Origin of the sequence: Paenibacillus sp. FSL R7-0210, assembly GCF_038009085.1 — a bacterium.
GTDB classification, from domain to species: Bacteria; Bacillota; Bacilli; order Paenibacillales; family Paenibacillaceae; genus Paenibacillus_AQ; species Paenibacillus_AQ silagei.
In genome coordinates this window covers 6537659-6560210 of sequence record NZ_JBBPAR010000001.1, presented here as the reverse complement: position 1 = coordinate 6560210, position 22552 = coordinate 6537659, and the positions used below count along the sequence as shown (strand labels likewise).

Below are 22552 nucleotides of genomic sequence, written 5' to 3'. Positions count from 1 at the left end.
TGAAGGTCATCCTTATGATTGATTTTAGAGCATTTAATGAATTCCACGGATTCGTTTCTTTATAGTGATAAATGCCGCCATATCCTCCGATTAGCAGCTGCCCTTCTTGCTCATTATAATCATAATGATTTCTTCTAACCACATTCTCAAAATAGATTTCCTTAATTCCACAGCTCACGCAAGATTATTAATGGCTTCGCCTAGCCACATACGTAGGCACTTACAGCTGAAGCTACGGCAAAAAGCACAAGCCAATGGCTTGCGCTTTTGTTTCTAACGGCCTTATTTGTAATCATTAATTCCATTCGTCGTTTTACCACTATTATGATGCGGTTCAGCGTATCATCTATTTAGCGAATCCAACAACGTTTTCAACTGGGGATTAAGCTCCAACACATTCAAGATGATCTGCAACGCTTCTGCACGTGTGGCATTGTTCTTGGGATCGAATCTTCCATTCCCTTTACCGCTAACAATACCTGCTTGCGCTGCTGCTATAATCTCGCTAGCTGCATAAGCACCATTCAAATCATTGAAGTTGCCCTTTATTGTATCTTTCGCCACGTTATTTAAGTCTACGATATGGGACAGCATGACTACCATTTCTTCTCGTGTAATCGTCTGATTCGGCTTGAACGTACCGTCCGTGTAGCCATTGATTACCCCTACCGCTACTAGGTTCTCAACCGCTTCTTTCGCCCAGTGATCATCTATGTCCTTCAATACAACATTCGTATTGTTACCAGCTTGGATATTGAACACGCGATTCAGCATCGCGGCGAACTCCGCGCGGGTGATCGGATTATTCGGCCTAACCGTACCATCGTCATAGCCATTTATCAGTTTCAATTGGACGAAGATATTAATTGTCTTTTCAGCCCAGTGCCCTTGCGTGTCAGTAAAATCAATTGTTGCGTTTGCTTCCGCTACTTTGGATTCAATCGTCTTTACTAAATTGGTTTCATTAACAATGCTACTGTTAAATACATCAACCGTAGGCTCTGGAGAACCAGGAGTCGGTGCCGGATTAGGTGTCGATGATGTCGATGGTGTCGATGGCGTCGTTGGTGTCGATGGCGTCGATGGCGTCGATGGCGTCGTTGGTGTCGATGGCGTCGATGGCGTCGATGTATCCGTGCCGCCGGATGGTTGTCTCGGCGTCACGGCATTAGAGGTATCGGAAGCTACGCTGCTGCCCGCGCTATTGACAGCTTGCACCGTAAACGTATACGTCACTTCATTGGATAGCCCTGTTACCGTGATTGGGCTGCCCGCTCCTTTTACCGTAATATTTCCCGGCATAGCGGTGACCTCGTAGTAAGTGATGTCACTTCCGCCATTGGCTGGGGTAGTGAAGCTTACCGTTGCTTGTCCATCGCCAGCTACTGCGGTTACGCCCGTTGGAGCCGATGGAACCGTTCGCGGCGTTGTGCTCACTTCATTGGAAAAAGTGCTGTCCCCTCCCGGGTTCGTAGCTCGGATGACAAAATAGTACGATGTACCGTTCGTTAATCCCATTACATCATAGCCGTATACCGAACCGCTTACCGAAGCTTCCTCTGATCCATAAGCGCCGGAGGTTGTACTTTTGAATATTTTGTACCCCGTGGAACCGATCACCGGATCCCACGTTAGGCTTATTCGAGCATCTCCCGGAGTAGCAGGCCCCAGTACCGGTACTCCAGGCGCTGGAACTTGCGGCGTTGCGCTCACTTCATCAGAAGCTGCGCTGATTCCGGATGGATTCACGGCTTTCACGACAAAATAATATGTTGTCCCATTGGTTAATCCCGTGACATCATACGTTAATCCGGTCACTGTAGCGACCGCATCTCCATAAGTGCCGGAAGCTGTCCCCTGGTACACAGCGTAGCTGACTGACCCATATACTTCGCTCCAAGTCAAAAGCACGTGACTGGCTCCCGTTGTAACAGATTCCACTCTCGGCGCAGCTACTCCAGGCCAGGGGAGTGTCACAGACTGGCTCGTAATCTGAGCCAGACCGCTCGCATCGAAGGCGAGCCGCGCTCCCGTTACCCCGGCTGCGTTCGTTACGCCAAGACCGCTAAAGCTCGCGACGCCCGCGCTTGCCGTTGCCGTCGCCATTCCTGTCAGCGTCCACGTTCCTGTATCCTTCTTCGATACGGTCACAACCGTTGTGCTGTCGCTCACGCTCGTATTGCCGTAAGCATCACGAAGCGTCACGACCGGCTGCTGCGCGAACGCACCTCCGTTGCCGGCTGGTGCCGTAACGTCCGTGGTCAGCGCCATCGAAGCCGTGCTTCCCGCTACTGGCGTGATGCTCAGCGTATTCGCCGCTGGCGTGGCCACGCCTGCCACGCTCAAGCCGATGGTTTGCGCTGCTGCCTTGTTCAGCTTCAGATTCGCCGTGGCTACCCCGTTCACAAACGTCACACTGATCGTGTTCGGTGACGCGGTCAAGGCCGTCCCGTTGAAGCTGCCATACGAGCCGTCCGGCGCTTGCACGTAACCGGATATCGTCACATTATGCGCTCCGCTGAACGTCGTATCCGTGTTCTCCAGTGCGTTCTTCACGCTCAGCATGATCGCATCGTCTACACCGACTTCGGGAGCGGGAGCCGCTGCAGCTGCGCTGACCGTTTGCGCTGGCGTCGGAGCCGGAAGCGTGACGGCCGCGCTCGTAATCTGCGCCAGGCCGCTCGCATCGAAGGCGAGCCGCGCTCCGGTTACCCCGGCTGCGTTCGTTGCGCCAAGACCGCTAAAGGTCGCGACGCCCTCGCTTGCCGTTGCCGTCGCCGTTCCTGTCAGCGTCCACGTTCCTGTATCCTTCTTCGATACGGTCACAACCGTTGTGCTGTCGCCCACGCTCATATTGCCGTAAGCATCACGAAGTGTCACGACCGGCTGCTGCGCGAACGCGCCTCCGTTACCGGCTGGTGCCGCAACGTCCGTGGTCAGCTCCATTGAAGACGCGCTTCCCGCTACTGGCGTAATGCTCAGCGTATTCGCCGCCGGCGTGGCCACGTCTGCCACGCTCAGGCCGATGGTTTGCGCTGCCGCCTTGTTCAGCTTCAGATTCGCCGTGGCTACCCCGTTCGCAAACGTCACGCTGATCGTGTTCGGCGACGCGGTCAAGGCCGTCCCGTTAAAGCTGCCATACGAGCCGTCCGGCGCTTGCACGTAACCGGATATCGTCACATTATGGTCTCCGCTGAACGTCGTATCCGTGTTCTCCAGTGCGTTCTTCACGCTCAGCGTGATCGCATCGTCTACACCGACTTCGGGAGCGGGAGCCGCTGCAGCTGCGCTGACCGTTTGCGCTGGCGTCGGAGCCGGAAGCGTGACGGCCGCGCTCGTAATCTGCGCCAGGCCGCTCGCATCGAAGGCGAGCTGCGCTCCCGTTACCCCGGCTGCGTTCGTTGCGCCAAGAACGCTAAAGGTCGCGACGCCCTCGCTTGCCGTCGCCGTCGCCGTTCCTGTCAGCGTCCACGTTCCTGTATCCTTCTTTGATACGGTCACGATGGTGCTATTGTCGCTCACGCTCGTATTGCCGTAAGCATCGCGAAGCGTCACGACAGGCTGCTGCGTGAACGCGCCTCCGTTGCCGGCTGGTGCCGCAACATCCGTGGTCAGCGCCATCGAAGCCGTGCTTCCCACTACTGGCGTGATGCTCAGCGTATTCGCCGCCGGCGTGGCCACGCCTGCCACGCTCAGGCCGATGGTTTGCGCTGCTGCCTTGTTCAGCTTCAGATTCGCCGTGGCTACCCCGTTCACAAACGTAACACTGATCGTGTTCGGTGACGCGGTCAAGGCCGTCCCGTTGAAGCTGCCATACGACCCATCCGGCGCTTGCACGTAACCGGATATCGTCACATCATACGCTCCGCTGAACGTCGTATCCGTGTTCTCCAGCGCATTCTTCACGGTCAGCGTAATCCCATCATCCACCCCGACTCCGGGAGCGGAAGCCGCTGCGGCTGCAATGACCGTCTGCGCTGGCGTCGGAGCCGGAAGCGTGACGGCCGCGCTCGTAATCTGCGCCAGACCGCTCGCATCGAAAGCGAGCTGCGCTCCCGTTATCCCCGATGCGTTCGTTGCGCCAAGACCGCTAAAGGTCGCGACGCCCGCGCTTGCCGTCGCCGTCGCCGTTCCTGTCAGCGTCCACATCCCCGTATCTTTCTTCAATACGGTCACAACCGTTGTGCTGTCGCTCACGCTCGTATTGCCGTAAGCATCACGAAGCGTCACGACCGGCTGCCGCGTGAACGCACCTCCGTTGCCGGCTGGTGCCGTAACGTCCGTGGTCAGCGCCATCGAAGCCGTGCTTCCCGCTACTGGCGTAATGCTCAGCGTATTCGCTGCTGGCGTGGCTACGCCTGCTGCGCTCAGGCCGATGGTTTGCGCTGCCGCCTTGTTCAGCTTCAGATTCGCCGTGGCTACCCCGTTCGCAAACGTCACACTGATCGTGTTCGGTGACGCGGTCAAAGCTGTCCCGTTGAAGCTGCCATACGAGCCGTCCGGCGCTTGCACGTAACCGGATATCGTCACATCATACGCTCCGCTGAACGTCGTATCCGTGTTCTCCAGCGCGTCCTTCACGGTCAACGTGATTGCATCGTCTACACCGACTTCGGGAGCGGGAGCCGCTGCAGCTGCGCTGACCGTTTGCGCTGGCGTCGGAGCCGGAAGCGTGACGGCCGCGCTCGTAATCTGCGCCAGGCCGCTCGCATCGAAAGCGAGCTGGGCTCCCGTTACTCCGGATGCGTTCGTTGCGCCAAGAGCGCTAAAGGTCGCGACTCCCTCGCTTGCCGTTGCCGTCGCCGTTCCCGTCAGCATCCACGTTCCTGTATCCTTCTTCGATACGGTCACAACCGTTGTGCTGTCGCTCACGCTCGTATTGCCGTAAGCATCGCGAAGCGTCACGACCGGCTGCTGCGCGAACGCACCTCCGTTGCCGGCTGGCGCCGTAACCTCCGTGGTCAGCACCATCGAAGCCGTGCTTCCCGCCACTGGCGTGATGCTCAACGTATTCGCCGCCGGCGTAGCCACACCGGCCACGCTCAGGCCGATGGTTTGCGCTGCCGCCTTGGTCAGCTTCAGTTTCGCCGTGGCTACCCCGTTCGCAAACGTCACGCTGATCGTATTCGGTGACGCGGTCAAGGCTGTCCTGTTGAAGCTGCCATACGACCCGTCCGGCGCTTGCACGTAACCGGATATCGTCACATTATGCGCTCCGCTGAACGCTGTATTCGTAGTCCCCAGCTCGTCCTTCACGGTCAGCGTGATCGCATCCTCTACACCGACTCCGTGAGTAAGAGCCGCTGCGGATACGCTGACCGTGTGCGCTGGTGCAGGAGCCGCCAGCTTCCGGATCATAGAGTTACCATAATCCGCGATATACACATTCCCGCTGCTGTCTACAACCACTCTATACGGGTAGTTCAAGCTGGCCGACGTTGCCACTCCTCCGTCTCCTGAATAGCCGCCAATACCCGTACCCGCCAATGTGCTAATGTTCCCCGTGGTATACACTTTCCGAATTCGATGGTTAATAGTATCTGCGATATACACATTCCCACTGCTGTCTACAGCCACTCCATACGGCTTATTCAATTGGGCCGACGTCGCCGCTCCTCCGTCTCCTGAATAACCCTCAGTACCCGTACCCGACAACGTGCTGATGTTCCCCGTCTTATCCACTTTCCGAATTCGGTGGTTAATAGTATCTGCGATATACACATTCCCGCTGCTGTCTACAGCCACTCCATACGGCTTATTCAATTGGGCCGACGTCGCCGCTCCTCCGTCTCCTGAATAACCCTCAGTACCTGTACCCGACAACGTGCTGATGTTTCCCGTCGTATCTACTTTTCGAATTCGATGGTTAAAAGTATCCGCGATATACACATTCCCGCTGCTGTCTACAGCCACTTCATACGGGTAGTTCAATCTTGCCGACGTCGCCGCTCCCCCGTCTCCTGAATAGCCGCCAGTACCCGTACCCGCCAACGTACTGATGGTTCCCGTCCTATCTAGTTTCCGAATTCGATGGTTAAAAGTATCCGCGATATACACATTCCCGCTGCTGTCTACAGCCACTCCATACGGGTTTTTCAATCGGGCCGACGTCGCCGCTCCCCCGTCTCCTAAATAGCCGCCAGTACCCGTACCCGCCAACGTGTTAATGTTCCCCGTCGTATCTACTTTCCGAATTCGATGGGTATCAGTATCCGCTATATACACATTCCCGCTGCTATCTACAGCCACTCCATACGGACGATACAATTGGGCCGACGTCGCCGCTCCCCCGTCTCCTGAATAACCGTTAGTACCCGTACCCGCTACCCTGCTGATTATATAATGATCTGCAGCATAGGCTTTCTCCCCGAGCCATTCAGGCAGCAGTGACGTTATTAACAAAAAAACTAGAACGCAGGCCATAAGCTGTTTTATCTTTTTACGCATTCTTTTTCCTCCTTCGTAAGACACTTCCCCGATAAAAGCATGATGATCATCTCGGCGCGGGCATGATTTAAACGTATCCAATCGTATCATGGTCATAACCGGTATATATCCGTGTGACCTTATTGCCCGTTCTCATCGTGCCATCCCTTTATCCTTTCCGGTCCAATCCATCATTGGTTTTGTTTCTCCGCCCAGTGCCCATGAGCGTCTGAATATGTACCCTCGCTTGCCGCGTAAGCAGCAGGGAGGGGCAAGCCCAGCAGCAATAATATCAACAAACGGACCATTCGCCTTTTCATAGAGTTTTCCCCATGAAGTAAGATAGATTATAGTGATTTTCCTCGTTGTATTTTATCATGATAGATTAGCCCGTTAATGAAACTTAAAGAAAACTTTAAGTTAGGTTCGCACCAATGCATCTGCACCGGACTCCCCAAAATTCGAAAATAAAGAAGGCATTCTGGATTTAACGCAGGTTCATGTCCGTGAGATTCCTTTAAAGTTGGTGTGTATCATCTGCTGTTGTTCATCCTGCGACGAAAAGACAGGGCTCCATTATATTTTGGTCTATTCACCGCGTTGTTCGGTATCCGATTATTGCTGGTCGATCATTAATTGATTTTTGTCTAGTCAGACTATACAATGATCCAATTAGTCTATATATAGTTAGGTAAAGGAATGAGGATTAAATGATAAAATCATTTTTAATGTTAGGTCAATCTAATATGGCAGGCCGTGGATTCTTGCATGAAGTCGACCCTATATATAATGAAAAAATCAAAATGCTGCGTAATGGACAGTGGCAGATGATGACAGAGCCGATTAATTATGACCGTCCGGTCTCAGGTGTAAGCCTGGCGGCGTCTTTCGCCGATGCCTGGTCGAACGCCAATCCTAATGAAGAAATTGGTTTGATTCCTTGTGCAGAAGGCGGCAGTTCTTTGAATGATTGGCATCCGGAGGGCATCCTTTTTCAGCATGCTTTGTCCGAAGCCCGCTTCGCCTTGCGGTCCAGTCAAATCTGCGGAATTCTTTGGCACCAGGGTGAGAGCGACAGTTATCAATCGCTGCATGAAACGTATTACGAGAAATTAACCCTTATCATCGAGACCTTAAGAAACGAATTGAAGCTTGATGAGGTGCCGTTGATCATTGGCGGACTTGGTGATTTCCTTGGGAAGACTGGTTTTGGACAGCAAGCAACAGAGTATTTGCAGGTAAATGAACAATTGCAGCGCTTCGCTAACGAACAGCCAAATTGTTATTTTGTAACAGCGGCAGAGTTAACCGCGAATCCTGATGGAATTCATATAAACGCAGTTTCGCAACGCAAATTCGGCTACCGCTATTTCGAAGCTTTTTCGAACAAGTGTCATCTCCTGGAGCCCCTCCCGGGCGAGGAGTTATCGCTGAAAGTAGAGCGCGACTATTCGAAAACAGAACAGATCTACCTTCATAGCATGGATTTGGCTTTGGGTAAAATTACTTACGCCGAATTCGAGGCGCAGATGATGAAGGTTATGCAGCCCTGATCCCTTTCGCTTAAAGGGTCTATCGGCGAAAACAAAGGGCGGCCTGGAAGGCCGCCACTGTTGTTTATACTATGAATAGATAGGCTTGATTCATAATGATTCTTTATAGTAATTCCTTCAGTACATTTTTTGCCACACGTACCTTACAACTGAATAATATTCACTTCAAGCGATTCTGCAATCTTATGTAAATTCAATGCAACAATATGTTTTCAAACCATGCAATTTCATTGAGACAGGTTGGTGTAAGAATAGAGATGACAATTTAGTATGGTTAAATGAAGAATATGCTGATGACCAAGGGGGGGAAGCCAATCTTTTTGTAAGTGCCCGTGAATTGGCTTTTTGGGGCTATCTTCACCTGAACCGTGGACTCGTTAATGGACAACAGCTTGTTCCAAAAGAGGTTATAGAACAAGCTACAACCAATCAGAGCCCGGCAAATCTTGAAGATACATTGCCTAGGAATGGCTTCGCTTGGTGGATTCAGGATACGCCTAGAGCTATTTCTGAAATAGGAAATACACTCCCACCAGGGTCCTACCAAATGCTAGGACTAACTGGCTGTGCCTGTTTGGTTATTCCTGAACATCGGCTAGTCGCGGTTAGAATGTATAACCAAGTAGGTCCAAATCCACCGGGGTACGACTACTTGGAGGATATTAAAGCTTTTGGAGACAAAGTTTTATCGTGTTCTTTGAATTAATCATTAATTCCTCTGTTGCTTTGGCACTACTTATGATACGGTTCCCCGCGCTGTCTGTAACGGCAAGTTTTAGGGCCATCCTTGGCGGGATGACCCATTTCATGCTTTATTTGACGAAAAATAATACAGTTCCAAAATGATTCGTAAACCTCTTATAATCGGTAACCTCCCGCAACACGATAATGGTCGGGTATGAATTAACCTTGCGTTGGATCAGTCCCGCCAATATCTCCTTCTGTTCGGTACAGTAAAACTTCCCTTGATGATACTCAATGATAAGAGGCGGTAGAGCGGAATGATCTTCGGTTACATTCACATGGGAGTTACTGATATCGAATTCATCCCTTTGAATAAGACGCAATGGAAACTTTACGACCCCAAAATAGATTCGGTCTACAACGGCATTTTCTGTATGGACAGATGCGTTTTTAGAAAGCTGCCAGTAGCAGTACATCCACTCTTCAAGTATCCCGCCATTCGCATATTCCACAGCTGACTCAATAGTCGGGGCATATGCTGCGTAGTCAGCCTGTTTCTTCGAGTAAAGGATTTTTTTAATTGAATCCAAAGATAAGAAGTATTCGTCAGCAAGCTCCGACACGGTACGTCCATGAGCGTACTTGTTGCGAATCATACGATTTCTTCTCTGCAACTGCTCCCGGTAACCGGAGGCTGCACCCCAAGCTTTCTTTTCTTCTCCAGCGGGGATGTAAATAAGTTTACCTGAGGCGTACTTTTGAACTTCTCTCAATAGTTCCTCTGGAAGGATGTCACTGCCATTCTCATATTTCATGTTATCACCGTCTACAAAGCGTAAATTCGATCTTTTAGTTCGCTGATAGATTTCATCATACTTGTACACGATTCTGTATCGTCGATCGATGCGTGCCAGCGCAATCCATCTATCCCTTTATAATACGCCATACATAAGAACCTTTCCTTGAAGTCGGGAATGATGATTTTCCGATTCTTGCAGTACTCCATGAGAAGCTCCGGTATTCGCAGATAAGGCTTGTTTAAGTCCATGATTGCAAAATCGATCAGGCAGTCTCCAATGCCAGAGTAGCTCCAGTCGGGAAACCCCACCGTGGTTTTTCCATCCGTAATCATGTTGATGAAAAACGTAAAGTTATTTACTAAATAACGTCTGCCCTCGCAATAAGGAATTCGAGCCTCCATCTCTTTGTAGTACTGCTCAAAGAAATCCCGTTGCAAAACCGTCGTTCCGAACATCTCCCTCCAATTATACCAATACCCTTCTTTGTCTTCAGCAAACGTGTCGGTTAGAAAAGCTCTGCCACTCTCATATTCCGGTGTGCCATCCTCGTTGAACCGTCCGTAGCCCCCTATTCCCGATATGTCAGAACTATGAATTTCAAATAGAGTGTCAAATATCAGCTCGTGACAATCCTTGAATTGTTCGGGGCTTAATTGATCGGCCACGAACCCATTTGGGGTCATATTAACCTTATCGGATAGCATGGACCGCAAAAAATCATCTTTACTCATCTTCTCATCTCCTTAACTTGATTCACAACTCACTGCCATCAGGTGCGCATCTGATATGTAAAATCATAGCATTGGATAGATTTAGGGAATAGGCAATCAATGGCTTAAAGCGACTTTACACAGGTTAAAGACTTGCCCCTACTTATAATATGTACTGAAGGCCGCCGAAGTAAATCGGCAGCCTTTGCAATTATGCATTCAGCTTCAGCTCTGCTTGCTCCTAAAATACTCTGCTGTTTCATGAATTTCATCATTTTCTGAGAATAATCCTCGATCAATAAATACTTTTAATAATTCTGGAGCTACCTCTCGTGTCACTTCTAGTAATCTAATGTATTGCCATTCGTCCGCCCAATCAATACTTCTATTAACAACTTCAGGATAGTATTGTGTCAACCACTTGAGTGGTATTTTCTTAATAGCATCTCTTGCTAAAGTAATTACAGTTATGTTCTGACTCTCGCAAGCATAATTAACAAGAACCCCCAGCACTTTCATTCCAATTTCAATTGGCATTTGGTCGAGGGTTTTTAGACTTTCATAGGCATCCGGGAGTACTTTGTCAAGCGCTTTGCGTAACTGTAACTCGTAGGGATCAACTAATTGGCTGTCCATTATTATTCACCTCCTGACGTTAAAGAAATACCGAACATTTTAAACGGATTCGTTTAACCATGTTTCCGTTCCCACCTTTGATGTTATTTTAGAATGTTTTTCTCCAAGTGTATATGAACCCAAAAAAGATAATACTCCGTAAAATTACTTTATTTAAAATCCTCCATTATTTTGTAATTCCAAAAAGCTCGCAAAAGTCCGTTTGCTCCATCTTCGCTGCTACGCGTGACCCCGCCTCAACCCAAGTCCTTCAAGGCTCCGTTCCAAGCCTGCTGCGGGATTTTCCGAAAAACTTGCCCCTACTTATGATACGGTTCACCGAAATGTTCCTTAAACTAAGATACCTCTACCGGAAATTGTCTACACTCTCATGCAGAAAGGCTTCCAGCTTACGCGGCTCTCTGCCGAGCAGGCGACTCACCGTGTCATTTGGACGTTCTGGAACCACCATAGACATGGATTGAATCTCCACAACGTGGTTCGCCAGCCAAGGAGGCATATGCCCGTGCTCGATAAGATTACGGAGTAGTTCTTCGGGTTCCATATTGATGTAACTTATTGGCCGATTGAGCAAGGCGGATAGTCGTTCCGCGATCTGAGGATAGCTGAAAAGCTCTGCACCCGTAAGCGTATATATTTGGCCTGTGACCTCAGGGTTAGTTAGAGCTTCTGCGGCAACATCTGCGATATCACGGCAGTCAATGAAGTTACACGGTGAATGGCCCATGGAGCCGAAGAAAACATTTTGAGTTGTAATCGTTGGTGCAAAGCGCATTAGATTTTGCATGAATGCATATGGGCGCAACACGGTGGAGGTAAGACCTGATTCCCTTAGCACTTTCTCAATTTCTTGATGCCAGCCCGCCACTGCTACTGGAGAGCTCTGCTCAAAGGCAGGGCTGGATATTTTCACGATGTGTTTGATTCCAGATTCGCCTGCAATCTGAATGATTGAAGTTTCCAATTCGATTTGTCTTGGACTGTTGGACATAGCGAGGAAGAGCTGGCTGGCACCTGTAAAGGCGCGGCGCAGCGATTCGGGGTCAGTAGCATCTGCCCATACGACCTCGATAGCCCACGACCCCTTTTCTCCGATCTGCTTACGCAACTTCTCTGGCTCTCTGCTCAGAGCCCTGACGGGCACGCCAAGATCAGCCAAACGTTCCACCAGCGCACTGCCTATCGTACCTGTTGCTCCCACAATAACTATCATTTTTTTCTTCTCCTTTTGGATGTCAAATGGGTTGTGGCGGCAAGACGCCACCGCCATGTCACTATCGTGCTGGCTATGAATCCAGACAACGGGAAATCGATCCAGGCGCGATCGACCCAGGCCATGTGATGGCCCGGTATCATAAGTTCTAGTACACCAGATGTCACCCATGCCGCGCATAGGCCAAACAAGGACCCGGCTATTGCGAACCCTCCTACCACAACCAAGCGAGGTGCACCTGTGACCCATCGCATATGGCCCACTCGGCTGCGCAACAAAAGGCCAATTATCAAGGCCATCAAGGCCGATGCACCGCCGATTGTGGTTAATGCTCCGATTTGAAGCCCCCTATCAGAAGTAACCAATCCCCCAATACCTGCCATGATGGCAGGAGCAGCATAGGCCATTACAACTTCACGCCATAGTGCAAAGGGCTTTTTCCTGGAACCCACAGTCTTGATACCGTAAGCATCATCTGTTGGATTCGGGTATTTCATCTGGTTCATTTCGTTGCCCCTTCTTTCTCTGAGATCATTCAGTCGAGTGCTTTCAGCGAGATATAATTAGGTACCTAACTATATAGGAGTAAAAATAGGCTAGCATTACTAGCCCATTCTACTCATTACTGATGTTTCACTTTGGCTTCGAGCCTGGTTCCTCCGTAAGTGCAGAGATGCCTTGTGTAACCCGGCCCAGCAAGTCGAGGAATACGCTGCGCTCGTCTATACTGAGTAAGCCCACCGTGGCCTCCAGCCAAGCGAAATGCTCCGGAGCCATTTCACGTAGCTTCTTCGCTCCTTCTTCCGTCAAAATAACCGATCTCTGGCGGCCATCCTTTGAGCTTAACCGCCTAGATACTAGGCCATCTCGTTCAAGAATGTCGATCAGACCAGTCACTGTAGCACGTGTAACGCCTAGATGCTCTGCTAATTGCGAAGGCAACTCTTCTCCTTCGTTATCCTCAAGATCTGCCAATACACGATATCGGCCTGTTGATAAGCCGAATCTGGAGAAATGAATCTCCGAGGCCTGACCAAGCTGGGCTCCCGCTGCCATTAGCCTAGATGCGACGAGTATAGCCTGTGCGTCTATGTCTAGGTTATAGCGATCAATCTGACGCTGGGATTGTACAAGGGAGGGAATAGCCTCCATGTCATTTATTTTTCTATCGTTGTTCATAGATGTAGTATGGCACCTAATTACTTTTGTGTCAACCAGCTATCTTTAATTCATGTCGTCTGCAATCCGCTCATGCGCTTTTTGACCACTGATCTCGACAGGAATGATCGCATCAGCATCACTGTCAACACCCCTGGAAAATGGATATTGAGTATTTTATGAATACTGACTTATAGTCTTCTCCAGCAACCCTCTGACGGATTCCTGCAATTCCCTTGGAGAGACCACCTTTACTTCCGGTCCGTATGCAAGCAGCTTCTGCGCCGTGAACGGGAACTCTTCCACAGGAATATAGCCGCGCCATTCCCTGTCCAGAACTGAAGCGAATAACCGGTCCGACTCCGCCATCCTTACGCCCATATCCGTAAAATGTAATATGACTTCGGTGCTATCCCTGGTCTCCCCGGCCTTCATCCATGCTGCGAGCGTCGGAAGTGAATCCTCTATTCGGTGAGGCCCTTCCTCCAGCTGCTCCATCCGATCAACCCGATACAGGCGAATCTCACCCTGCTTGCTGGCGGGCATATACCAATACCCTTGTTCATAATAAATCCCGAGCGGATAGACCTGCACATTCTTCTTGCCGCTGCGGGAATGATAAGCAAATGTAATCTCTCTCTTCTCCACGGCTGCACCTAACACCTGGGTCGTTAACGGCGCTGGGCGTATCGAAGAGTGCTGAAGAACGGCAAGATGCTGCTTCGAACGCCTAATCAGATCCCGCACATCATCCGGCAATCCGGAATAATACTGATCTGCCAGTTGAGCCCGGATGATTCCATAGGGAAAGTCCGGAATATGCTCCAAATATTCAATCATCAGGAACAATCCCAACGCCTCGTGCTGTGTTAATTGAAGGGGCGGCAAAATCCGGTTCGGCAGCACCCGGTACCCCCCGTGTATGCCTACCTCCGAATACAGAGGAAGCCCCATCTGCTGCAGATAATCCAGATCACGTTGGATCGTCCTTAGCGATACTCCGAATCGTTCCGCCAGCTGGCGGGCCGTAAATTTGGTCCTTGAATCCAATGTCCGCATAATTTCCAGTCTTCGATTAATCAATGGCTTCACCTAACTACGTCATATTTTGTCATAGTTCTAGTGTATCATTAAATCTAGAAGGGAGCGATTAACAATGTCAAAACATAAAGTTGTGCTGTACATCGCTATGAGTCTGGATGGTTACATTGCAAGACCCGATGGCTCTGTCGATTGGCTGTATGAGATCGAAGGAAATGGAGGGGATAACGGGTATAGTGAATTCTATGGAACTGTGGGAAGCGTAGTGATGGGGCGAAATACTTATGAAGAGGTGCTGAAGCTAGCCGATGAATTCCCCTATGCAGATAAACCGGCTTTTGTCCTTACGCGTTCCGGGCACCCCCCTGCGCCACATGTTGTTTTTACAGGCGAATCCATTGACCGGCTTATCCCCCGGTTACAGCAAACCTCAGAAGGCAAGGTCTGGATGGTAGGCGGTGGATTGCTTGTCCAGAGCGTCCTGAAGCTGCAATTGCTGGATGAGCTCCAAATTGCGCTTATTCCCACCCTTCTGGGAGAAGGCATCCCCTTATTCCCTGCCGGAACAGCGCCAGAGAATCTAACTTTAACCCATTCCGAGCGAATGGGTCAGATCGTGATGCTTCATTATCAAACACTTCGGTCATAATCTCCATGATCGAGGGGTAGTTATGATACGGTTCACCGTAACACTCTAACAGCGAAATTAAAGAGCATTCGTGTGGGTGCCCTTTAATTGTCGTATAAATTCGAATTTCAACGTTGGTTGGAGTTCAATAAAACAGCGGCAGGCTAGGACTATGTCCTCTATTTGTTCTTCACCGCTTTAACCAAGCTCTCGATAAACTGGATAGGAAGGAGGGTATCCTGGGGATTCCCGGTAGCAGCCGAGTTCACGACGATCACTAGATTCAGGTCGGGTACGAGGGTCAGATATTGGCCGGCATAACCCATACCGAAAACTGCCTTGTGCCCGCGGTACTGATTCATCCACCAATGGTGGCCATATTCGCCGAAAGACACATTCCCCTCCGAATGCCGAGAGGTCGATTCCCGGATCCATGCTTCCGAGACGATGCGCTTGCCATCCCATACGCCACGGTTAAGCACCAATTGGCCAATCTTGGCCAGATCCCTTGGCTTCATCTTCAGGCCGAAGCCCCCTGAATTCGAATCGTCCGGTGAACGGGGCCACTTCACGCTATCAATTCCGAGAGGACCCAACAGATGCTCCTTGGCAAAATCGAGTTCGGATTGCCCAGTCGTTTTCCTGAGAATCGCCGCCATTAATTGGGAACCGCCTGTATTGTAGTTCCATATTTCACCTGGCCTAGAATCCATCGGTTGGCTGAGTACAAATTGGTTCCAGTCCTTGGTCTCCGTCATAGGCTGGATCATATAATTCCAATCAGTCCATTCCGGGAAATGCAAGCCACTTGTCATGCTGAGCAAGTGCTCTAATGTAATGGATCTCTTATCGGGTGAATCGAACAACTCCTTATATTCGGGGAAAAATGACTCTATCGGCTCATTTATTCCTTTCAGATAACCTTTGTCGATAGCTATCCCGATCAAGAGCGATGTCACGCTCTTGGTGATCGAGTTTATAGCCAGCTTGGAATCCGACATGCCATCCTTGTAATACTCGGAGACAATTGTGCCGTCCTTAACAACTAGCATGGAGAGAACCGGCGATTCCTTGGCATATTTCATCACTGCTTCGACTTCCTTGGGATCCATCTCAACCTGCTCTGGAGTGCCGATCGGCCACTCCCCGTTGGGCAAGTTGATCACCTTGGAGTTGCCGGGGGACATCACAGGGGCTAAGGACTTTTCGGAAGAGCAAGCGGACATGGTAAGGATCAGGCTAGCTGCCCCTGCCAACATGGCCAGCTTGGCATAACGGAATAATTCGGTCATACATTAACACACCCTTTAAGGTTATTATTCTTGCTTCCCTTATGGTAGTGTAATGGGCGCGTAGCATCTTCCAATTTCTTGCTACCCGATTAACAATTCTTGCTATACTAGAGATAGGATTGAATCAATAATGAAAATAAGGGGGGACGGTGAAACGGATGGTGGTAGCTAAAGCGTTGGAATTGGAATACCGATACCGGGTCAACCATGTCGTCAACTACATGGAGGAGCATCTTACGGAGCCTTTAACCCTTAAAGAAGTGTCGGACGTGGCCGCCTTCTCCCCCTTTCACTTCCATCGGGTGTTCAAAGTGGTGATGGGCGAGAACGTGCACGGGTTTACCCGGCGGATCCGCATCGAGAAGGCAATCAAGCTACTGTTGTTCCACCCAAACCGGAGCATAACTGATATCGCCTTGGATTGTGGTCTGCAAACCCCGGCCCACTTTTGCAGAGTGTTCCGTGAGCATACCGGGCTGAGCGCTTCCGAATGCCGGGACAGGTTTCCTCTCCAGACGATTGCGGAACGGTTCAGGGCCCGATTAACCTTTGAAAAGTCCACCGAACTGTCCCGCAAGCTGGCGGATCTCCCGATTGAGATTCGGAACCTTACTCCAATGAATGCTATCTACGCCCGGTATAGGGGAACCATCAATGAAGGAGAAATCAATTCGGAGATTAAAGGGCTCTTTGAGCGGTTAGCCTCGTGGTTGGACGCGAGAGAAGCACTGAAAAAAGGATGTTTGACGGTCGGACTCATCCTCGACGACCCTTTCATCACGCCGGATGGCAGACACAGGTATGATGCCTGCATTACAACGGAGCAACAGATGACGCCGACTGGCGATCTGGGCATCCGGACGATTCCTGGAGGCAAGTACGCCATGGTGCGGATTTTAACAGACAGACAGGATATAGCGAAAGATTTGCTGCACCTGGTCTCCATCGAGTGGCTTCCCCTAAGCCCGTATATATGGGACGTTTCACGTCCGGCCCTGGAGATTCACTTCCCGAACTCCCTTCACCATCCGGATGGACAGTGCGAAATGGAATTCGGCATCCCGATCAAACTAAATGAAGCAAGCTTCTGGTAGCTGAACGCCCTCTCTCTTCAAAAGTTTTAAGGCCATCCTGTACGGGATGGCCTTGTATCATTTACCGGTTCAACTTTGACTTTATCGGAAGTAGTAAATCCAATTGTACCACCTTGTCGATTTCCTCATTGCTTAAATGATACTGGTTGATGTAATTCAAATGCTCTTCCTTTGAACCATACATACAATCGGGATCTCCCCAGTTCGGTTCATACTCCTCATGGTGCTCGACCCACTCGGTCAACCATCCCCATTCCTCGAAGTTGCCCATGGGAATCATGTGAGCTGCGTATAAGCCACCGGTAAAATGCTTCTTCACGAACGGTTCACGTACCTCTAGATCATCAGGTATCGTTACCCATCTCTCGTACCCATGGTCCGATCCATCCGGTTGGACTCCATTCGGATGATTAAATCCATAATGCCGCAGATCAGGCTTGAGTTGGGCCAGCTTCGTGTCCATCATAAACTTTTGCAACTCCATCCCCGTTTCATACTCCGGTGATTTTCCAATTACTTGGATCGAAGCCACTGGTGAAGGCGGAAGGTAAACAATCCGTACATCCTTAAGCGTGGATAAATGTTGATCTGCCTTGATCAAATCGTTCATGGATAGGTCCTCCTTGAGATTACTTTTGGATAACGGAAGGGCTTCAACGATCTGTAGCAGAGTTTTATCCATCCAGACTCCCGGGTTCAGCTTCACTTCGGCATGGAGCTTGAGTTGATCTACCAAGTTTTGCAGTACATTGTGAATGACAGACAATGCCGTCATTTCGCTGGATAGTTCATAGATCTTTTCTTGGAACACAGCAAGTGCGATCCTGGACTCATCACTCTGCAGAATCCTTTGAATTTCCTTCAACGGAATTCTCAGCTTTCTTAGAACTAAAATCTGTTCTAATCTTACCAATGAACTCTCCTCATACGTGCGGTAAGCATATCCCTCCTTCTTCACACTTTTAAGCAGCCCGATCTGCTCATAGTATCGAAGCATTCTTGTGGAAACCGGATAGTTTTTGGTAACCTCGCTAATGGTAGTTACAGCGACAAATTTCTTTATTAAAGATATTTATTTTGTTACGCCTAGATAGCCTTGGTCTTACGGCAGCTCGGATAATTACTGCAGCCCCAGAATGCTGCGCCTTCCTTGTTTTTACGCTGAACCATTGGAGCGCCGCATGCGCAGGTTACATCTTTGACTGTAGAATTAACGGCCCTTTTCGGTTTGGCTTTAGTTTTAACAGGTTGCCATTTCCCCCAAGACCGCAGCTTGTTCTCGACAAGACCACCATGCCAGTAATCAACCTTGAATTGCTCCGCCTCCCGCTTCGCATCGGCTGTAAGATCGGACGTAGTGACCAGCAAAGACAGGATGCAGTCATGATTTCTTTTAGCACCTACCAGCTCGCGGACAGTCATTACCTGGACTTTATTGTGTTCAGCATAACATTTGGCTTGAACCGCAGTTTTCTCGCCGCGTTTATCGACAATGACCAGGTCTACACCACCGTCCTTGCCTCCTACGCCTACTTCTTTAACACTATAGCCTTGATCCCTGAAGTACAGAGACAACAACCGCTCAAACTCAGCACCGTTGATTCTGTCCAAAGGTGTTCTTAAAAGCACATCGTCAGGTCTGCACGTTGTTGAAGAACGGTTAAAGGTTATTTTCGCACTTTTATTATTGCTTTTCTTAACAGCGGGTTTCCGCTTGCCAGTACTGCGTCCTCTCTTCTTAGTCCCCTGCATCATCCCAGTTAAGATGGATAATACGATAATAACTACTATAAATCCGATAAATGATGTCATGGCTGCTCCTCAGTAAATTAATAAAATTATTAGAAAACCAAATTTCAACATTAATCATAAAATAAGAACTATACTTAAGCTACAGCAAAACGCACAAGCAAGTGGCTTGTGCGTTTGTTTTTAATGACATCAGCCTTGTGAAGCCTGTGCGCAGCAGGTCAGGGAAGCCGTGAAAGATCATGCGTAACGAAAAGGAGAGCGCCTGTGATGGACGTTCTCCTTTGTCATTGGCTTGGTGGAGCTTGTGTGAGACTGTGCATCTTACTTACATCTTTTTAGTTCCCCAGCAATTTGAACAAATATACTTGAAAGGGTGATCTCTCATCCAACTCTAGCCTGAATCATGTGAAAACCAGAATTACTAAAAAGCATTTTACATAAACTTCTTGGCAGGCTTAAAAATTTTTTTCCACCAATTCTCTTGCTTCTTTTGTTCGAGCTCTTTTATTTTCCTTTGTGCATATTCTAATTGAGTGCGTAAGTTATTTCTTTCTTCTTGAGTACTTATAATTCTTTCACTTAATTTACTGCATTTACTTTGTAGTAAACTGTTCTCTTCACTATACATTGATAATTTTTGCTTAGTATTTGAAATCTCATTTAAAAGTATATTATTTTGTTTCTTGAGCTTGTAGTATTCAGACTCAGGATCTGATAACAATTGTCCATATATTTTGTTCTCGTACATCCTTCTAATCTCACCTAACTTTTTCTCCAGAAGTCTCTCGTTTTCATATATTTTTGATAAATCAAGATAGTCAGGGATTTTAACTTCAACAACTGGAATTCCATGTTTCTCCAATGCTGAGCTTTTCTCTCTTCCTGTCTTGTGACTATCATAAATTTCGATTGCAAGTACACCCATCCACTTATCTAAATAGTTAGTTGGGTGAGATTTTTCAAATTCAACAAATATATCTACCTGAAATATTCCATTATCAGTATTAAATCTAAATTCTAAGTTTGACTCTCTCACATGAATTATTATTGGTTTATTATTTATCACAAAATTTAATACTTTTATTTCTGCGATTATTTCTTTTACATATTGATGTGTAATTCCCTCTCCCCCATCGGGGTCTTCGGGATCAGCATTCTTGTATTGAAAAAACGGATTCACTTTATTACCTCGTCCATTAACGTGAATCATTTCTCTAATATTTTCTTGGTTGTAATGAGTACTGTAATATGTTCTACCTTTATATTCTTTTGGGTTGCTTTTCTTGAAGTGATATATCTCCCATGCCGTTACTAAATCTGCACGACTTCTATTCTCTCTTTTTGTATAAGCACGTACCTTCATTACATCACCTATTCAAACAATTTATCTAGAACGTGTCTGAAAACTCATTATTGAGTTAGTTTGAAGATGGACGCTACATAAATAAACGCAAGGAATGACTTGGCTAACTTGTCGTAACGAGTAGCCACTCGTCGAAAGTGTTTAATTTTAGTCCATATCCGTAAGTTCTCTTCGACTCTATACGCACTATAATTGTACCACGAAATTGGAAAACATTGTTGTATGTGGTCGCACAAAAAATCCCCTAGTGCCCATCTATAGAGGGATAAACATACTTCAATAGTATTCCTCCCCACCAATCCAACAGTTTCTATAACCCTCGCCAACACCTCGATTTTTCGCCGTCACTTGTGATACGGCTCCCCCCGATTAATCTTCACCGCCCGGTAAACCTGCTCCACCAGCACCAGCCGCATGAGCTGGTGGGGCAGCGTCATGCGGCCGAAGCTCATGCGCTGCTGGGCGCGGCGCATCACCTCATCGGAGAGGCCGTGGCTGCCTCCGATGACGAAGACGACATGGCTCGTCCCGTAGGTGCCGAGCCGGTCGATCTCGGCGGCAAGCTCCTCGGAGCTCCAGAGCTTGCCGTCAATCGCGAGCGCAATGACATGCGCCTCGCTCTTAATCTGCGCGAGGATACGCTCGCCCTCACGCACCTTCACCTGAATAATCTCTGCGTCGCTGAGGTTATCAGGGGCTTTCTCATCCGCCACCTCAATCATCTGGAACTTGAGGTAGGGCGTGAGCCGTTTGGCATATTCCGCGATGCCGAGCGTCAGATACTTTTCCTTCAATTTGCCTACGCTTATCAGTTGAATTAACATAATTCCTCCATCGGTCTGATCTTGTCATGTCCCTGTATTTTATCACATCCCTGCCCTTAACATGCCCTGCTTAGAAGACATTCCCCGCACACCCTGTACCCGACAAAAGAAGAGCCACCCTTCACGGATGGCCCTAAGATACTTCAGATAGCCTGTAATTTACTGCTTAGACATATCAACAATCAGCTGCTGTGTAATCTTACGGTCTTTCATATTGGTGAAATCCAGGCGAAGCGACTGCGGTTTATTCAAGAAGAAATAGCTCTCTGACACGATTTTCATCTCATGGTCTGCATAGGTATAGACAGAAGCTCCCTCTTGCGATTTATAATCACCGGTTCCGTTCTTGACCAATAGCGATGGATTGTATTCCATATAGAAGGTCTCCATAAACTCTCTGTTTTTAAACAAAGCTTCGTCTGAGGATAGTGTGGTTACTGTCGTGAACGGTGTCAATTCCAGCTTTACTTTAATCTTGTGCCCTGCCACATCAATCGTTTCCTCCGGCGTCAGTGTCCGGGTCTCCTGCTTCCAGACCTTGGGGTTGATATCAAAGGCCACCTTCAGCACAGGGCTATACTTCACGTTGGACTTGATTGCATCATACTTCTTCAGCAGTTCAGGACTGTAGCTGAACGATGAGGTCTGGTCCGGGTCGTCCGCATGGGCCTTTTCGGTGGCAGCGAGCATTTCGGCATCCAGCGCCTTTAACTGATTCAGCTCAATGGCGGTTAAGGTGCCTAGCTGAAACTCAGCAGCTACTTTTTTGGGAGGCGTGGTCAATGGACTGCTTAACCGGATTTTAGCAATTCCATATAGAATATGATCTTTCTTTGCCGGACTTGCGCCTATGACTAGAGCATCATTGAATTTCTTGCCACTGATGACCTTGCCTGTAATCGCATCGGACAATTGGAGACTATGACCCTTTGGCGGCATGAACACGAATGCTCTCTTACTGTCGGCTTGGGCTGTAAAAAGGATGATCAGCTCATATTTGTCTGCGATAAAACCGTTTACCGTCAACTGGTAACCGTCTTTTTTAACGACTGTGTTCAGCGGCTGCACCAGATTGTGTTTGATGGCATACTCAACCTGTCGATAACCCTGAATCTCGGGATTTACGAAGGGGGCAAGTGCTGCTGACGGTTTCGCAGCGGTTGCCGAGGCGGCCAAAGCTTGACCTGTCACGGCAAAAGGGCTAAGCACCAGCGCTGCGGTTGTCATGACTGCGACGATGGCGGTAGATAGCCGGTTCCTGGAGGACCGCCGTTTATTTGGTGCCGACCCTTGTTTTTGTTCCTGTCCTGGATGCATCTGCGCCGTATGTGAGATCTCCAGTTCATTCCGCTTCATACTAATCATTGTTGCACTCTCC

The 22552-nt window shown here is 48.9% G+C and carries 18 protein-coding genes; 4 read left to right on the top strand and 14 right to left on the bottom strand.

Annotated features, from left to right (window positions below; all coding sequences use genetic code 11):
• Nucleotides 1-342: 342 nt before the first annotated feature.
• The gene (locus tag MKY64_RS27780) at nt 343-6447 is read right to left on the bottom strand and encodes an NHL domain-containing protein (RefSeq protein WP_340956990.1); all 6105 of its coding nucleotides are present in this window, start codon (nt 6445-6447) and stop codon (nt 343-345) included.
• A 689-nt stretch (nt 6448-7136) separates the two neighbouring features.
• On the opposite strand from MKY64_RS27780, the gene MKY64_RS27775 reads away from it, so the two are divergent.
• Together MKY64_RS27775 and MKY64_RS27770 are read left to right on the top strand one after the other, a co-directional pair.
• The gene (locus MKY64_RS27775) at nt 7137-7979 is read left to right on the top strand and encodes a sialate O-acetylesterase (protein WP_340956988.1); all 843 of its coding nucleotides are present in this window, start codon (nt 7137-7139) and stop codon (nt 7977-7979) included.
• A 172-nt stretch (nt 7980-8151) separates the two neighbouring features.
• The gene (locus MKY64_RS27770; RefSeq protein ID WP_340958182.1) at nt 8152-8685 is read left to right on the top strand and encodes a serine hydrolase domain-containing protein; all 534 of its coding nucleotides are present in this window, start codon (nt 8152-8154) and stop codon (nt 8683-8685) included.
• Nucleotides 8686-8791: 106 nt separating this feature from the next.
• Here MKY64_RS27770 and MKY64_RS33485 read toward each other — a convergent pair whose 3' ends face one another.
• The 7 genes from MKY64_RS33485 to MKY64_RS27735 all read right to left on the bottom strand — a co-directional run bounded on the left by MKY64_RS33485 (nt 8792) and on the right by MKY64_RS27735 (nt 14263).
• Entirely contained in the window at nt 8792-9478 is a 687-nt protein-coding gene (locus MKY64_RS33485; protein WP_063830878.1) for a CD3324 family protein, read from the bottom strand.
• 11 nt (nt 9479-9489) lie between these two features.
• Nucleotides 9490-10194, bottom strand: a complete 705-nt coding sequence (locus MKY64_RS27760; protein ID WP_340956985.1) for a hypothetical protein — start codon at nt 10192-10194, stop codon at nt 9490-9492.
• 204 nt (nt 10195-10398) lie between these two features.
• A complete protein-coding gene (locus MKY64_RS27755; protein ID WP_036723034.1) occupies nt 10399-10809 on the bottom strand; it encodes a hypothetical protein in 411 nt (136 codons plus the stop codon).
• A 346-nt stretch (nt 10810-11155) separates the two neighbouring features.
• Nucleotides 11156-12022 (bottom strand): SDR family oxidoreductase, encoded by an 867-nt coding sequence (locus MKY64_RS27750; RefSeq protein WP_036723035.1) that lies wholly within the window; start codon nt 12020-12022, stop codon nt 11156-11158.
• On the bottom strand, nt 12019-12528 hold the full coding sequence (locus MKY64_RS27745; protein ID WP_200869511.1) for a hypothetical protein: 510 nt from the start codon (nt 12526-12528) through the stop codon (nt 12019-12021). The genes MKY64_RS27750 and MKY64_RS27745 overlap by 4 nt, the downstream gene beginning before the upstream one ends.
• A gap of 127 nt (nt 12529-12655) precedes the next feature.
• A complete protein-coding gene (locus MKY64_RS27740; RefSeq protein ID WP_340956981.1) occupies nt 12656-13201 on the bottom strand; it encodes a MarR family winged helix-turn-helix transcriptional regulator in 546 nt (181 codons plus the stop codon).
• 156 nt (nt 13202-13357) lie between these two features.
• Nucleotides 13358-14263 carry a WYL domain-containing protein gene (locus tag MKY64_RS27735; protein WP_155991249.1) on the bottom strand — a complete coding sequence of 302 codons (906 nt, stop codon included), beginning with the start codon at nt 14261-14263 and terminating at the stop codon, nt 13358-13360.
• A 73-nt stretch (nt 14264-14336) separates the two neighbouring features.
• Here MKY64_RS27735 and MKY64_RS27730 point away from each other — a divergent pair, with 73 nt between their 5' ends.
• The gene (locus tag MKY64_RS27730; protein ID WP_036723039.1) at nt 14337-14870 is read left to right on the top strand and encodes a dihydrofolate reductase family protein; all 534 of its coding nucleotides are present in this window, start codon (nt 14337-14339) and stop codon (nt 14868-14870) included.
• Between the two features lie 158 nt (nt 14871-15028).
• Here MKY64_RS27730 and MKY64_RS27725 read toward each other — a convergent pair whose 3' ends face one another.
• Nucleotides 15029-16141 carry a serine hydrolase domain-containing protein gene (locus tag MKY64_RS27725; RefSeq protein WP_051477827.1) on the bottom strand — a complete coding sequence of 371 codons (1113 nt, stop codon included), beginning with the start codon at nt 16139-16141 and terminating at the stop codon, nt 15029-15031.
• A gap of 158 nt (nt 16142-16299) precedes the next feature.
• Between MKY64_RS27725 and MKY64_RS27720 the strand changes: the two genes are divergently transcribed.
• Nucleotides 16300-17235, top strand: coding sequence for an AraC family transcriptional regulator (locus MKY64_RS27720; RefSeq protein WP_036723041.1), 936 nt, complete (start codon nt 16300-16302; stop codon nt 17233-17235).
• A gap of 61 nt (nt 17236-17296) precedes the next feature.
• On the opposite strand, the gene MKY64_RS27715 is transcribed toward MKY64_RS27720, so the two are convergent.
• The 5 genes from MKY64_RS27715 to MKY64_RS27695 all read right to left on the bottom strand — a co-directional run bounded on the left by MKY64_RS27715 (nt 17297) and on the right by MKY64_RS27695 (nt 22539).
• Entirely contained in the window at nt 17297-18271 is a 975-nt protein-coding gene (locus tag MKY64_RS27715; protein WP_268748434.1) for an effector binding domain-containing protein, read from the bottom strand.
• A 50-nt stretch (nt 18272-18321) separates the two neighbouring features.
• On the bottom strand, nt 18322-19047 hold the full coding sequence (locus MKY64_RS27710) for a restriction endonuclease (RefSeq protein ID WP_036723043.1): 726 nt from the start codon (nt 19045-19047) through the stop codon (nt 18322-18324).
• A 373-nt stretch (nt 19048-19420) separates the two neighbouring features.
• Nucleotides 19421-20350: a hypothetical protein gene (locus MKY64_RS27705; RefSeq protein WP_036723044.1), complete on the bottom strand. Its 930-nt coding sequence runs from the start codon at nt 20348-20350 to the stop codon at nt 19421-19423.
• 344 nt (nt 20351-20694) lie between these two features.
• Nucleotides 20695-21174, bottom strand: a complete 480-nt coding sequence (gene rlmH / locus MKY64_RS27700; protein ID WP_340956972.1) for a 23S rRNA (pseudouridine(1915)-N(3))-methyltransferase RlmH — start codon at nt 21172-21174, stop codon at nt 20695-20697.
• 159 nt (nt 21175-21333) lie between these two features.
• Nucleotides 21334-22539, bottom strand: a complete 1206-nt coding sequence (locus MKY64_RS27695) for a DUF4179 domain-containing protein (RefSeq protein ID WP_340956970.1) — start codon at nt 22537-22539, stop codon at nt 21334-21336.
• Nucleotides 22540-22552 lie beyond the last annotated feature (13 nt).